The following is a 13,224-nucleotide window of genomic DNA, read 5'->3' as shown; positions in this document are numbered from 1 at the left end:
TGTGGGGGCGGCGCGGCGCGTCCGCCAGAGCTCATTAGTCCGTTTGACGTAGCATTCCGTTCGACGGACTATTGAGGTCTGTGCGAGAGGATGCTCATGCCGTTCACCCCGGCCCACCCCGCGGCCGTACTGCCGTTGCTGCGATCGCCCTTCAGCCGGGCCGCGCTGGTCGCCGGAGCCGTCGCACCGGACCTGCCCTACTTCGTCACCACCACGGGGCTGCCCGTCAGCGCGCAGTCCTGGTACGAACCCTTCGTCAACGCCACGACCTCGCACAGCGCTCAGGGCGCGGTCACCGTCGCCCTGCCGTACGCCCTCGCCCTGTGGGGACTGCTCCGCGCCGGCCATCGTCCCCTGGCGTCGCTGCTGCCGGTGCCCGTCACCGCGTCGCGGGGGCTGCGCACTGCCGGCGAGCTGGCGCGGCGAGCCGGGTGGATCGTGCTGTCCGCCCTGATCGGTATCGCCACGCACCTGGTCTGGGACGCCTTCACCCACTTCGACGGCTTCGTGGTCGCCCGTACGCCCTGGCTCAACTCCACGCTGGTGGGCAGCCTCACCTGGGCGCGGGCGTTGCAGCACGCGAGCACGATCGGCGGCCTGGCCGCCATCGCGGTGTACGTGTGGCCGAGGCGGGCCCGATTCCTCTCCGGTGGGGGCCGAGCGAAGCCTGGCAGCGCAATCCGGCGGCCCGTCCTCCTCGCCATGGCCCTGGTCTCGCTCGTCGGAGCCGTCGCCCACGCCTGGTGGTGGCACGCCGGCCCGGAGGCGGCGACCGACGGGCTGCCGCTGAGCGCCGTGGTCGAAGGGGTGCTGTCCGACGCGGCGAAGGGCGCCGGCGCCGGCCTGATCGGCAGCCTGACCCTGTACGTCCTCATGTGGTGGATTCGGCGCGCCCTCACGGCAACCCGCATTCGCAGGGGCAGAGTTGACACAGTATGCCCGGGCTCGCAGGGAGAACGCGGGGCCGTTCACCGACAATCGGAACACCACGCAGAGGCCGATGGCCGGATCGGTACCGGGCCGACCAGATGAGGGGAACACGTGCGTCCAGATGATGATCAGGACTCGCCGAGCTTCGCGTTACTCGGCGCGCTGCGGGCCCGGCGCTCCGACACGGATCTGAACCTCGGCGGCCCGCAGCAGCGGGCGGTACTGGCCGCCCTGCTGCTGCGCCCGAACGCGGCCGTGACGGTCGACGAGCTGATCACCGGCCTGTGGGGAGACCGGCCGCCCGGTGCGCCCGACACCACCTTGCGCACCTACGTGTGGCAGCTGCGGAATCTGCTGGAGCCCGTGCGTACGGCACCCAGGGTGCTGGTCTCCCTGACGGGCGGCTACCGTCTGGCCGTTGACCCGGAGCGCGTGGACGTGTGGCGGGTCAAACGTTGGCAGGAACTGGCCGGGACGTGTGCCGCCGAGCGGCCGCAGAACGCCCGGAACGCACTGTCAGAAGCCCTGGCCCAGTGGCGCGGGGAGCCGCTCGCCGGCCTGCCGGGGCCGCTCATGTGCCGCGAGCGGGAACGGCTTTCGAGGCTGCGCCTCACACTCCTGGAGGAGCGCCTCGCCCTCGACGTGGCCCTCGACACGTCCCTCGACGTATCTCGCGGCGCGGGGCTCGGCGCGGCCCGCGACACCGCACTCGACGCCCCCTCCGGCTACCTGCCGGAGCTGGAGCAGCTGGCCGGTGACCACCCGCTCCACGAGCGCCTCCAGGAACTGCTCATCCGCGCGCTGTGCCGGCAGGGGCGCAGGTCCGAGGCGCGCGCGGTCTACGACGCGCTTCGATTACGGCTGGCGGAGCAGCTGGGGATCGAACCGGCGCCCGCGCTCACGGAGTTGTGTCACGATCTCGGTGTGGATGCCGCGATGCGATCGAGGGCCGCCGCACCCGGTCCGGACTTACGCCCGGACGTACCGTTGTCGCCCGCGCCGGCAGACCGCAGGGCCGACCGAGACGTCGACCGAGACGTCGGCCGAGTCGCCGACGGAGACATCGACCGAGATGTCGAGCGCGGCGCAGGCGAGGCGGCCGACAGTGAGGCCCTGGACCAACTCCCCCCGGTGGTATCGCAGTTCATCGGACGGCAGGACCACATCGCCGGAATCGGACGAGCGCTGACCGGACGAGCGCTGACCGGGCAAGCACCGACCGGGCAAGCACCGACCGGACGGACCAGTCCCGCACTGCGACTGGTGACCGTGACCGGGATGGCCGGGGTGGGGAAGACGACCCTCGCGGTGCGAGCCGCCCACACCGTGCGCCCGGACTTCCCCGACGGCCGGCTGTACGCGGACCTGCGCGGCGCCGACCTGGTGCCCGCGAACGCGTCCGACATCCTGGCGGACTTCCTGACGACGCTGGGCGTCCGGGCGGCAGTCGTGCCCAAGGACCTCGAAAGCAGGTCGGCGCTGTTCCGGACCGCCAGCGCGGGACGGCGGCTGCTCATCCTCCTGGACAACGCGCGCGACGAGGCCCAGATCCAGCCGTTGCTGCCCGGCTCGTCGGACTGCGCCGTCATCGTCACCAGCCGCACGGTGCTCACCAGCGTGCCGTCGGTCCTGCACGTCGCGCTGGACGTGTTCAGCGAGCCCGAGGCGATCGGCCTGCTCGACTCGGTCATCGGCGCGGCACGCCGGTCCGGACAGGGCCCCCAGGCCAGGATGCTGGTCGATGCCTGCGGCCGGCTCCCCCTGGCCGTACGGATCGCCGCGGCCCGGCTCGCCGCCACCCCGGACCAGCCGATCGGTGAGCTCGTCCGGAGCCTGGCCGACGACCGCGAGGGCATCGACGCCCTGCGCATCGGCGACCTGGCGATCGAGCAGGTCTTCGAGCTCAGCTACCGGCTGCTCCCGCCCTCTCTGGCCACGGTGTTCCGGATGCTCTCCTGGGCGGAGCCCGACCTCGGTCTGGCGTCGGCAGCCGCAGTCCTGGGCCTGGCGGAGTACCAGGCGGAGCGGCTCGCGGAGTCGCTGGTGGACCAGGCGCTGCTGGAGTCGACGGGTGCCGGGCGCTACCGCTACCACGACCTGGTGCGCGCCTTCGGCCGCCGGGCGTCGCTGCGGACCGGCGACCACGAACGGGCCGGCGCCCAGCAGCGGCTGCTGACCCATCTGCTCGGCCGCGCCCGTACGGCCTTCACCCTCGCCGTACCCGGCGACCCGGTCGCCGACGTCTTCGGCGAGCCGCTCCAGCAGCCGGCCACCCCTCCTGACCGCTCCCCGGCCACCCGTCCTGGCCGCTCCCCGGTCTCCCGCGCCGGCCACTCCCCGGTCTTCGCGGATCTGGCGGACGCCCGCCGCTGGGCCCGGACCGAGACACCCGGCGCCGTGGCGCTCGCCGCCGCCGTCGCGACGGACACCCTGCGCGCCCTCGCCGACGGCAGGCCCTCGGCGATGACCGACCTGCGGGCGGCCGTCAACCTGCTGATCGCCCTCAGCCCGCTCGGCCTCGGCGCCGTGGGCGGCCGGGCGGAGGACGCCGTCCGCACGCTGATCGCCGCCGCCGTCGCGGCCGGCGACCGTTGCGCGGAGGGCCGGTCGCGGTTCCTCCTCGGCACGGTCCTGCTGGCCCGGGCCCGGCTCGGCGAGGCCGGCGCCGAGGCCCGGCAGGCGGCCGAAGCCTGCCGGGAGGCGGAGGACCCGGCCGTTCTCCGGCAAGCCCTCAACGACCTGGGCCTCATCGCCCAGGCCGAGGGCCGGCACGAGGAGGCGATCGCCGCCTTCGACGAGGCGGTGGCGCTCGCCCGGCAGCTCGGCCACCGGTCCGGCGAGGTGGCGAGCACCGCGAACGCGGCCCTGTCCCGCATCCGCACCGGTCGCGTGGCCACGGCGGTGCAGACCTGTCAGCGGATCCTCGCCGAGCCCGGGGGGACCGCCGACGTCGCGATGACCGCGTACGTGCACTACGTCCTCGGCCTCGCCTACCAGGAGCTGGGCCGACTCGACGACGCCGCGGTGCAACTGCGGTCCTGCATCTGCTGCGCGGGCGTCACCGGCGACCTCGACCGCGAGTCGGCCGCCCGAAGCCGCCTGGCCGACGTCCTGCGCCTGCTCGGACGGCTCGACGAGGCCGTTCAGCAGGCGGAGCGGGCCCTGGACCTCGCAGAAGCAGGTGGGCGACAGCGCGAACGCGCTCTCGCCCACCTGGTGTTGGCCCATGCGATGACGGCCCGCGGTGACCACCACGCCGCCCGGCATCAGGAAGCGAAGGCGCGTCTACTGCTCAGCCGCCTCAGCGCCCCGGAGGCCGCCGCCGTGACGTCGATGCTGGCCGCTCTGGCGACCGCCGACCGGACTCCTCACCCCCGGTAGCGAATGACGAGACCGGTGCCGTTCCAGGTGACATGCCCCGAGAGGCAGTGCACGCCGGCCGAGCCGTCGCAGGCCTGCGCCGACGGCTCGGTCGGCGAGCTCTGCCGCACGGGGGCCCCCGCGCCCACGGCAACAGCGCCCACCACCGGCACCAGCACGGCCGCACCGGCAACAGCCGTACGGACAACAATCGTTCGAAACACGGATGACTCTCCCTACGTACCTACGGCAAGACGTCCGAACGCTCGCAGGGGCCGGTAGACATCAGATCAACGCAACCGTCACTCCCGTCACTCCGGTCACCCCCGCACACGGACACCACGCCGCACCGCACCACACCGCACACACCAACAGGAGGTTGGGAACCATGGCCCAGCAGTTCGGGGACTACCAGAACGAGATCTACTTCGACGGCCTGCGCGGCGTGCAGCCCGCCCTGCCGATGACGTACGCCGGGCTGGAGGCCGGGGCGCAGGCCGCCCTCCCGCCGTCGATCTGGTCGTACGTGGCCGGCGGCGCGGGGGACGAGCACACCCAGCGCGCCAACGTCCGGGCCTTCGAGCGATGGGGCCTCTACCCCCGGATGATGGTCGGCGCGGCCCGCCGCGACCTGACCGTCGACCTGTTCGGCCACACCCTGCCCTCGCCGCTGTTCCTGGCACCCGTCGGTGTGATCGGCCTCTGCGCCCAGGACGGCCACGGAGACCTCGCCGTCGCCAGGGCCGCCGCCCGCACCGGCGTGCCGATGGTGGCCTCCACCCTCACCGTCGACCCGCTGGAGCAGGTCGCGGCCGAGTTCGGCGACACGCCAGGCTTCTTCCAGCTCTACACCCCGACCGACCGCGACCTCGCCGCCAGCCTGGTGCACCGCGCGGAGGCGGCCGGTTTCCGGGGCATCGTGGTCACCCTGGACACCTGGATCACCGGCTGGCGCCCGCGCGACCTCGCCACCTCCAACTTCCCCCAGCTGCGCGGCCACTGCCTGGCGAACTACTTCACCGACCCGGTCTTCCGGGCCCGTCTGGCCAAGGCCCCCGAGGAGGATCCGGGCGCGGCGATCCTGGAGTGGGCCGGTGTCTTCGGCAACCCGCTGACCTGGGACGACCTGCCGTGGCTGCGCTCGCTCACCGACCTGCCGATCATCCTCAAGGGCGTCTGTCACCCCGAGGACGTCCGCCGGGCCCGGGACGGCGGCGTCGACGGCCTCTACTGCTCCAACCACGGCGGCCGCCAGGCCAACGGAGGCCTGCCCGCCCTGGACGCGCTGCCCGCCGTGGTCGAGGCGGCGGGCGCTCTGCCGGTGCTCTTCGACTCCGGGGTGCGCAGCGGCGCCGACGTGGTCAAGGCGCTCGCCCTCGGCGCCACCGCGGTCGGCGTCGGCCGCCCGTACGCGTACGGGCTGGCGCTCGGCGGCGAGGACGGCGTCGTGCACGTGCTGCGCTCACTGCTGGCGGAGGCCGACCTGCTCATGGCGGTCGACGGCTACCCGACCCTGGCCGACCTGACCCGCGAGGCGCTGGTGCGCCTCTGAGGCGGTCGACGGTCGACGGCCGAATTCACCACACGTATTCGGTGGCGACGCGGTCCGTACTTCCCCGAACCACTTGAACCCGGTTGTGGTGAAAGCGGTCCTGACCGGATCTCTGTGGTCGGCTTTGACCGTCGGGAGTTCCTGTGTATGACTGGCCGTCATAAGACCGTGATCTGCGGGCTCGTGGAGCCGTCAAGACCTTGAATCAGCCATGACGCGCACGTAGATCCATCGTTGACTGATCATTGATCAGCTGCTCGTAGGTTTCTCGTCGGAGGCGATCGGTTCCGCCCCGGGGCGGACGTCGCCGATGACACGAGAGATCCCGCGGGGAGTCGTCCCCTTAACCGGAACGGAGTATTCATTCTATGAACACCAACGAACTCGACCAGGTCATATCCGAGTTGACCCGGATCAAGAAGGAGTACGTCGAGCAGCGTTCGGCTTTCGTCCCTGGAGAGCGCATGGCCGGCTTACTGAAGGGGCTCGGCGCCACCGATGCCGACCTGGCCCAGCTCCAGCGGGTGAGCGACGACCTGCCGGACGACCCCACCCTCCCCTTCCGCCAGTCGAAGAACGGCCGCTTCCACTTCGACGTGAAGAACGGGACGATCGACCGGGGCGAATTCCAGCCGTTCGCGCTCTCGGCCGACGAGGACTTCGTACGCCACGACTCCGGACAGAAGCGCGAGTTCGCGGAGGTCGGCGACGACCTCCAGCTGAACCGGGCCTTCCAGGGGCTGCTCCTGTTCAAGGCGTTCATGGTCCAGGACGTGGAGATCGCGCACCGCCCGAAGCTCGACTACGACTACCCCGGCTGGGTGTGCACCCTGTTCAACCTGCGGACCGTCACCACGCCCGAACTCGTCGGCGAGCCCGCCCTCGAAGGGGTGCACAGCGACGGCGTGGACCACACCATGACCACCCTGCTCGGCAGCGAGAACATGACCGCCGACAGCGCGATCACCTTCCTCCACGACATGCAGCAGATCAACGCGGTCCGCTGGGACGAGGTCGAGCCGGAGCTCGTCGTGGGCCAGTACCAGCACCGCCACTTCCTCGACACCATGCTGGTCGTCGACCACGAGCGGAAGCACAGCCTCTCCCCGGTGGTCGCCGCCGACCCGCAGCGGACCTCCACCAGGGATATGCTCATCTTCTTCACGCGGAAGCCTGCCATGGAGGGTCACATCTCCCACACGCACGACTCCCTCGCCTGCCACTCCGCCCTGCCGATGTCGGTCGGGCTGCTTCCCTCGGTGATGGTGTGATGACGGCGGACGACATCACGATCACCGACTTCCTGAACGTCGACATCCGTGCGGGCCGGATCGTCCGCGCCGAGGCGTTCCCGCGCGCCCGCCGACCCGCGTACAAGCTGTGGATCGATTTCGGCGATCTGGGCGTCCGGAAGTCCAGCGCCCAGATCACCGATCTGTACGCGCTCGACGACCTCGAAGGCCGCCTGGTGATGGCCGTGGTGAACCTCCCGCCCCGGCAGGTCGCGGACTTCATGTCCGAGGTCCTCGTCCTCGGCGTGCCGGGCGAGGGCGGCGGCGACGTGGTCCTGATCGCCCCGGACCGGGAGGTCAAGCCGGGAGCACGGCTGCTCTGACGCGAACCGGCAGGCGACCGGCCGGACTTCACTCTGTGGGAGCCCGGGGGTGAGATTCCCCCGGGCCTCCCGACCGACTGACTCGGTCGCGTTCGTGGAGGGTGGGGAACCTCTTCCTGCGCACCCCGGCCCGCCGGGGTGCGCACTGGTCGTTCAGGACTCCGTCCGTTGTTCGGGATCCAGCTCGTCCCGGGCGATCCTTCGCAGCTCCTGCATGAGGGCGGAGCCGACGCCGTGGCCGCGGAGCCCGGGCCGGGTCGTCAGGCTCCCTCGGCGGGCCGGGCCGCCCGGTCGGGCAGGCGCAGTCGTCGGCGGATGTGAGGGGGCATCAGGAGCGCTCGGTCGCTGAGGACGTCCAGGAAGGCGGCGGCGAGGGGGTCGGGGCCGGTGCGGGTGTAGGCGGTGAGTCGGCGGCTGACCGGGGGGTCGGGGCGCAGGAGTGCGCCGGCGAAGTGCGGGGGGACGGTGTTGGCCGGGACGAGGGTGGGGCCGAGGCCCGCGGCGGCGTAGTTGGCGGCGGCCGGGGCCTGTTCGGTGCGGACCGCGGTCCTCGGGTGGAATCCGGCGGCGGCGCAGGCCTGGTCGAGGATGTCGGCGAGCCCGCTGTCCGGGGTGAAGTGCACCCACTCGCGGTCCGCGAGGTCGGCCAGGCGGATCCGGGGCGCCCGGCCGGCGGAGGCGATCGGATCGTCGGTGTGGGTGACGACCAGGAACTCCTCGGTGCCCACGTACCGGACGGGCCCCTCCCAGTCGGTCGGCGGCGGTCCCAGGGCGACGTCGGCCTGGCCGGCCGCCATGGCGTCGGTGAGGTCGTCGGCGCGCCGGTGTTCGAAGAGCCGGACGCGGACGCCCGGGTGCCGCTGCCGCCAGATGCCGAGCGCGGCGGGGAGCACGCCGAAGCTGATCGAGTAGAGCGTGGCGAGGTGGAGTTCGCCGGTGGCCGCCCCGGTGGCCCGGCGGGCGGCGGTGGTGGCGCGCTCGGCGTCGGCGAGGGCGGCGCGGGCGTGGGGGAGCATCGCGCGCCCGGCCGGGGTCAGGCGCACCGCGCGCGGCAGGCGCTCCAGCAGCGGACCGCCGACCTCCCGCTCCAGCGCCTGGAACTGGTGGGACAGACCGGGCTGGGTGATGCGCAGGCGCTCGGCGGCGCGGGTGAAGGAACCCTCGTCGACGATGGCCGTGAGGTATTCGAGCTGTCGGAGTGTTGCCATGCGCTCAGCATATGGGTCCGATAGAAACGATTCCTTGGACTGATGGGTGCCGGGTTCCGCAGGATGAGGACATGCCCCGCGGCGGGGCCCGCGGACCCGGCCGCCTCATCTCTCCCTCGTGGAACCCCCCAAGGAGTCACCACCATGTCCGACCTCTCCGACCAGCCCGACCAGCCCGTTCAGTCCGAGCAGTCCGAGCAGCCCAAGACCACCGTGCTCGCCACCTTCGCCGCCGCGCCGCACGCCACCGAGGAAGACTTCGCGAAGGTCATCGACGCCGAGCTGGCCCGCGCCAAGGAGCTCGTCGACCAGGGGGTCATCGTGCACGGCTACCACCGCACCGACGTGCCGGGCGCCGCGCTGATCGTGGACGCCGCGACCGTCGACGCCGCCCGCGAGATCCTGGCGACGCTGCCCGCGGTCGCGGCCGGTCTCGTCGAGACCGAGTCGATCATGCCGCTCATCCCCCTGCAGCTGCCGCAGGGCTGATCCGACACCGTGGGGCCGGGCCCACCGCCCGGGCCCGGCCCCGCACCCTCGCGCCCGGAGTGCCCACCATGTCCGACCATCCCCACCTGCCGCCGCCGGTCCTCGACCCGGCCGCACAGGCGCTCGCCGACCAGGCTGCGGCCGGCCCCGACTCGCGCCTCCTGCCCCTGGCCGAGATCCGCGCCGCACTGGAGCGGGCACAGTCCGGCCCCGCCCCGCGGCCCGAGGCCCGCATCGAGGACCTGACCGTGCCGGGCGGCCCCACCGGCCCGGTACGGGTGCGCATCGTCCGACCGCCCGTACCGGCAGCCGGGCCCCTGCCGGTGGTCCTGCACCTGCACGGCGGAGGCTGGATCGCGGGCAGCGCCACCACCCACGACCGGCTGCTGCGCGAACTCGCGGTGGGCGTCGGGGCGGCCGTGGTCTTCGTCGACTACGACCTGGCGCCGGAGGCTCCCTACCCCACCGCCCTGCGCCAGGCCCGTACCGTCGCCGCCTGGATCGCCCGGCAGGGCACGACGGCGGGGCTGGACCCGGACCGGATGGCCGTACTCGGCGACAGCGCCGGCGGAAACCTGGCCGCCGCCCTGGCCCTGGCGGCGACCGAGCAGGACGAGTTCTCCTTCGTCTGCCAGGTCCTCCTCTACCCGCCGCTGTCGACGGACTTCGACACACCCTCCTACCGGCAGTTCACCCGGGGGTACCTCCAGAGCGCGGACCACCTGCGCTGGCTCTGGCAGCAGTACCTGCCCGATCCGGACCAGCGGAGCGATCCGGGCGCCGTCCCGCTGCGCGCCCGGCCGCGACAGCTCGCCGCACTGCCGCCCACGCTGGTCATCACCGCCGAAGCCGACGTGCTGCGCGACGAGGGCGAGGCCTACGCCGCCGCGCTGCGCGTCGCCGGCGTGCCCGTGACCGCAGCGCGGTACCTGGGCACCGTGCACGCCTTCGTCGTCCTGGACGCCCTGCGCGAGACCCCGGCCGCCCGGGCTGCCACGGCCCAGATCACGGCGTTCCTGCACGACGCCCTCCACCCGCGACAGGAGTCCCCATGACCACCCCCGATCCCGCGCCCGCGCTGACCGTGGGCAACATCGCGCTGTCCTTCCACCGCGCCGTCGCGGCCGTCACCCGCCGTGTCCTCCAGGCCCACGGGCACCGGGTCAACAGCATCGAGGCACCGCACGAACAGCTCTTCCAGCTCCAGGCGGCCGGCCAGGTGGACGTACTCGTCTCCGCCTGGCTGCCCTCCAGCCACGACGGCTACCTCGCCGGGTACCGCGACGAGGTGCGCCTGCTCGCCCCGCACTACGAGCCGTACTGCCTCTGGGCCGTGCCGCCCTACGTCCCCCTCGAAGCCGTCGGCGAGGTCGCCGACCTCGTCCGCCCCGAGGTGGCCGCGCGGATGACCCGCGGCATCGACGGCATCAACCCCGGCGCCGGCATCAGCCGCTTCTCCGCCCGGATGGTGACCGCCTACGGCCTCGACCGGGCCGGCTACACCTTCACCCCGGGCAACGAACCGGGCTTCACCGCCCGCGTCGAACGGGGGATCGCCGACCGCGAGTGGTTCGTCATCCCGCTCTGGCGCCCGCAGTACCTCAACCGCCTCCACGGCCTGCGCGCCATCGCCGAGCCCAAGGGGCTGCTGGGTACCGTCGACGCGGCCGGCCCCGTCGTACGCCGCGAGGTGCTCGACCGCGTCCACCCCGACGCACTGACCCGCCTCGACGCGCTGCGCCTCGGAAACGACGGCGTCGAGGAACTCGACACCATGATCAACGCGGACGGCCTCACCCCGTTGCAGGCCGCCGACCGCTACCTGGCGAGCCGCCCGGAGCTGCTCCCCTGACCCGGCGCCGCGTCCAGCAGCCCCGCTCTGCCCCTCCCGCCCCGCCTCGATGAGGAGAACACCATGAACGACAACCAGGCCACGACCATGCGCGCGGTCGGCTACCGCGAGAACCTGCCCGTCGACGACCCCCAGAGCCTGCTGGACCTCGAACTGCCGGTGCCCCGGCCGGGGCCGCGCGACCTGCTCGTCCGGGTCGAGGCCGTCGCGGTCAACCCGGTGGACTACAAGATCCGCCAGAACGCCCACCCGGGGCCGGAGCCCAGGGTGCTCGGCTGGGACGCGGCGGGCACCGTGGTCGCGGTCGGCGCGGAGGTCGAGCTCTTCGCGGTCGGTGACCACGTCTACTACGCGGGGGCGTTGGACCGGCCCGGCGCGAACGCCCGGTTCCACGCCGTGGACGAGCGACTGGTGGGCCGCAAGCCGGCCACGCTCAGCTTCGCCGAGGCAGCGGCGTTGCCGCTGACCTCCCTCACCGCCTGGGAGGGCCTGTTCGAACGGCTGGGCCTGCGGACCGGAGCCCTGGAGCAGACCGGGACGCTGCTGGTGACCGCCGCCGCAGGCGGCGTCGGCTCCATGGTGGCCCAACTCGCCCGTGCCCTGACCAGTCTGACCGTGGTGGGCACCGCCTCCCGCCCGGAGACGGCCGCCTTCGCCCGCACGATGGGCGTCGACCACGTCATCGACCACCGCCGGCCGCTGGCCCCGCAACTCGCCGAGGTGGCGCCAGGCGGCCTGGACTACGTCTTCAGCACCACCGGCACCGACCGCAACCTCGACGTCTACGCCGAGGCGCTCAACCCCTTCGGCCGGATCGTCGCCATCGACGACTTCGACACGCTGCCGATCGGCCTGCTCAAGGCGAAGAGCATCTCGTTCCACTGGGAGTTCATGTACACCCGCTCGATGTTCCACACCGCCGACCAGTCCGCCCAGCACCACATCCTCACCCAGGTCGCCCGGCTGGTCGACGTCGGCCACCTGACCACCACCGCCACCCGGGACCTCGGCCCGATCAACGCCGCCAACCTCCGCCAGGCCCACCGCATCCAGGAATCCGGCACGACCATCGGCAAGATCACCCTCACCGGCTTCTGACCCGCCCCCTGCCGCTCACCCACGCCCACCGCCGCTCACCCGTGCTCCCCGGCCCGAGCCTCCGGGCCCGGGCCGTCCTGCTCGCGGGGCAGGCATCGATGCCGTGCCGGTGTGTGCCGCTTGTGGCGTCGTGGCACGTGGGTCCGGTCAGCGGGCGGACAGTTCCCGTGGGTCCGGGTGGCCGTCAGGGTAGGCGTCGGCCATGGGGGAGGAGCCGGTGGTGAGGAAGTCGTGGATCGCGGCCAGGTAGGTGGCGCGGTCGACGGTGCCGTCGCCGTCGGTGTCCAGGGCGCCGAACGCGGCGGTGGCGCCGTCGGCGGTATTGCCGGTCGCCGCGCGCAGCCGGGTGAACTCCCGACGGGTCAGGCGGCCGTCGTTGTCGGAGTCGGCGAGGTCGAACAGCGATCCGAGGGCGGGACGGCAGGACTCCTCGAAGGCCTCGTGGCCGGCCCAGGAACGGTACTCCTCGAAGGTGACGCCGCCGTCGCCGTCACCGTCCATCTGTCGGAAGACCTCCTGGTGGGCCGCGCGGGCCGCCGTGACCAGAGGGTCCTTCGGGCCGCGTCCGCAGGCCGAGGCCGCCCGGTCGACCCGGGCAAGGTACTCGCCGTGGGTGATCACGCCGTCGCCATCAGTGTCCAGCATCGTGAAGATGCGCCGCTTCGCCGCGTCTGACATTCCGTCACCATCCGTTCACCGAAGGTCGAATTACTCGGGGCACGCTATCGGCCGGGCGTCCGGTCACCGGCCAGGCGCGCCTGACGCTCCGCCGCCACTCCGAGGGGGCGCCGCACGTCCTGACCCCGGTGCGGCGAGGGCGCGTTCGCCGAGGGCGAGCTTGGTGACGGACAGGCAGGGCGCTTCTGCGCTGCCCCGGGCCGGGCGTTTGTTTCGGGTGCCGAGTGGGGGTAGTGTTCCCTAGTCGCTCGGCAGGGAGCACCGGACACGCATCGGCGCGGACGGTCCCGGGGCGGCCAATCCTTTTGAAATGCCATGGCCTGGTTCGGGCTGGGTCGCGTCCTGTCGCGGCTTGGTTCTTATTCGGCGTGTTCGTTTTATTGGATTGCGGCCGATTCGCTTTTCGGAGCGGGGATCGGCTAGAGTTTGAAACGTCGGACGG

11 protein-coding genes are annotated in these 13,224 nt (G+C 72.6%); 9 read left to right on the top strand and 2 right to left on the bottom strand.

The features are described from left to right. The first annotated feature begins 96 nt into the window (after positions 1-96). The 5 genes from ACFVTF_RS27120 (at position 97) to ACFVTF_RS27100 (ending at position 7,457) form a co-directional block, all read left to right on the top strand. Positions 97-1,032, top strand: coding sequence for a DUF4184 family protein (locus ACFVTF_RS27120; RefSeq protein WP_387817058.1), 936 nt, complete (start codon positions 97-99; stop codon positions 1,030-1,032). A 9-nt stretch (positions 1,033-1,041) separates the two neighbouring features. Further along, positions 1,042-4,311, top strand: a complete 3,270-nt coding sequence (locus ACFVTF_RS27115) for a BTAD domain-containing putative transcriptional regulator (RefSeq protein ID WP_387817057.1) — start codon at positions 1,042-1,044, stop codon at positions 4,309-4,311. A 367-nt stretch (positions 4,312-4,678) separates the two neighbouring features. Beyond that, on the top strand, positions 4,679-5,842 hold the full coding sequence (locus ACFVTF_RS27110) for a lactate 2-monooxygenase (RefSeq protein ID WP_387817056.1): 1,164 nt from the start codon (positions 4,679-4,681) through the stop codon (positions 5,840-5,842). Between the two features lie 368 nt (positions 5,843-6,210). Then, a complete protein-coding gene (locus ACFVTF_RS27105) occupies positions 6,211-7,113 on the top strand; it encodes a 2OG-Fe dioxygenase family protein (protein WP_387817055.1) in 903 nt (300 codons plus the stop codon). Next, positions 7,113-7,457: a tRNA-binding protein gene (locus tag ACFVTF_RS27100; protein ID WP_331744710.1), complete on the top strand. Its 345-nt coding sequence runs from the start codon at positions 7,113-7,115 to the stop codon at positions 7,455-7,457. The genes ACFVTF_RS27105 and ACFVTF_RS27100 overlap by 1 nt, the downstream gene beginning before the upstream one ends. A 260-nt stretch (positions 7,458-7,717) precedes the next feature. On the opposite strand, the gene ACFVTF_RS27095 is transcribed toward ACFVTF_RS27100, so the two are convergent. Beyond that, entirely contained in the window at positions 7,718-8,665 is a 948-nt protein-coding gene (locus ACFVTF_RS27095) for a LysR family transcriptional regulator (RefSeq protein WP_387817054.1), read from the bottom strand. Between the two features lie 144 nt (positions 8,666-8,809). On the opposite strand from ACFVTF_RS27095, the gene ACFVTF_RS27090 reads away from it, so the two are divergent. The 4 genes from ACFVTF_RS27090 to ACFVTF_RS27075 all read left to right on the top strand — a co-directional run bounded on the left by ACFVTF_RS27090 (position 8,810) and on the right by ACFVTF_RS27075 (position 12,104). Then, positions 8,810-9,154, top strand: coding sequence for a YciI family protein (locus ACFVTF_RS27090; RefSeq protein WP_387817053.1), 345 nt, complete (start codon positions 8,810-8,812; stop codon positions 9,152-9,154). A 68-nt stretch (positions 9,155-9,222) separates the two neighbouring features. Beyond that, on the top strand, positions 9,223-10,209 hold the full coding sequence (locus ACFVTF_RS27085; protein ID WP_387817052.1) for an alpha/beta hydrolase: 987 nt from the start codon (positions 9,223-9,225) through the stop codon (positions 10,207-10,209). Continuing rightward, positions 10,206-11,006: a glycine betaine ABC transporter substrate-binding protein gene (locus ACFVTF_RS27080; protein ID WP_387817051.1), complete on the top strand. Its 801-nt coding sequence runs from the start codon at positions 10,206-10,208 to the stop codon at positions 11,004-11,006. The genes ACFVTF_RS27085 and ACFVTF_RS27080 overlap by 4 nt, the downstream gene beginning before the upstream one ends. Positions 11,007-11,093: 87 nt before the next feature. Further along, on the top strand, positions 11,094-12,104 hold the full coding sequence (locus ACFVTF_RS27075; RefSeq protein WP_387817144.1) for a zinc-binding alcohol dehydrogenase family protein: 1,011 nt from the start codon (positions 11,094-11,096) through the stop codon (positions 12,102-12,104). Positions 12,105-12,251: 147 nt separating this feature from the next. Here the strand turns inward: ACFVTF_RS27075 and ACFVTF_RS27070 are convergent, their stop codons facing one another. Continuing rightward, positions 12,252-12,782, bottom strand: coding sequence for an EF-hand domain-containing protein (locus ACFVTF_RS27070; protein ID WP_387817050.1), 531 nt, complete (start codon positions 12,780-12,782; stop codon positions 12,252-12,254). Positions 12,783-13,224 lie beyond the last annotated feature (442 nt).

The sequence above is a fragment of the Kitasatospora sp. NPDC057940 genome, from assembly GCF_042887425.1.
Classification (GTDB): domain Bacteria; phylum Actinomycetota; class Actinomycetes; order Streptomycetales; family Streptomycetaceae; genus Kitasatospora.
This window is presented reverse-complemented; position numbering and strand designations above follow the sequence as displayed.

Coding starts and splice junctions, on each gene's coding strand:
- ACFVTF_RS27120 (WP_387817058.1), top strand. CDS start 97: ATGCCGTTCACCCCGGCCCACCCCGCGGCCGTACTGCCGTTGCTGCGA.
- ACFVTF_RS27110 (WP_387817056.1), top strand. CDS start 4,679: ATGGCCCAGCAGTTCGGGGACTACCAGAACGAGATCTACTTCGACGGC.
- ACFVTF_RS27105 (WP_387817055.1), top strand. CDS start 6,211: ATGAACACCAACGAACTCGACCAGGTCATATCCGAGTTGACCCGGATC.
- ACFVTF_RS27100 (WP_331744710.1), top strand. CDS start 7,113: ATGACGGCGGACGACATCACGATCACCGACTTCCTGAACGTCGACATC.
- ACFVTF_RS27095 (WP_387817054.1), bottom strand. CDS start 8,665: ATGGCAACACTCCGACAGCTCGAATACCTCACGGCCATCGTCGACGAG.
- ACFVTF_RS27090 (WP_387817053.1), top strand. CDS start 8,810: ATGTCCGACCTCTCCGACCAGCCCGACCAGCCCGTTCAGTCCGAGCAG.
- ACFVTF_RS27085 (WP_387817052.1), top strand. CDS start 9,223: ATGTCCGACCATCCCCACCTGCCGCCGCCGGTCCTCGACCCGGCCGCA.
- ACFVTF_RS27080 (WP_387817051.1), top strand. CDS start 10,206: ATGACCACCCCCGATCCCGCGCCCGCGCTGACCGTGGGCAACATCGCG.
- ACFVTF_RS27075 (WP_387817144.1), top strand. CDS start 11,094: ATGCGCGCGGTCGGCTACCGCGAGAACCTGCCCGTCGACGACCCCCAG.
- ACFVTF_RS27070 (WP_387817050.1), bottom strand. CDS start 12,782: ATGTCAGACGCGGCGAAGCGGCGCATCTTCACGATGCTGGACACTGAT.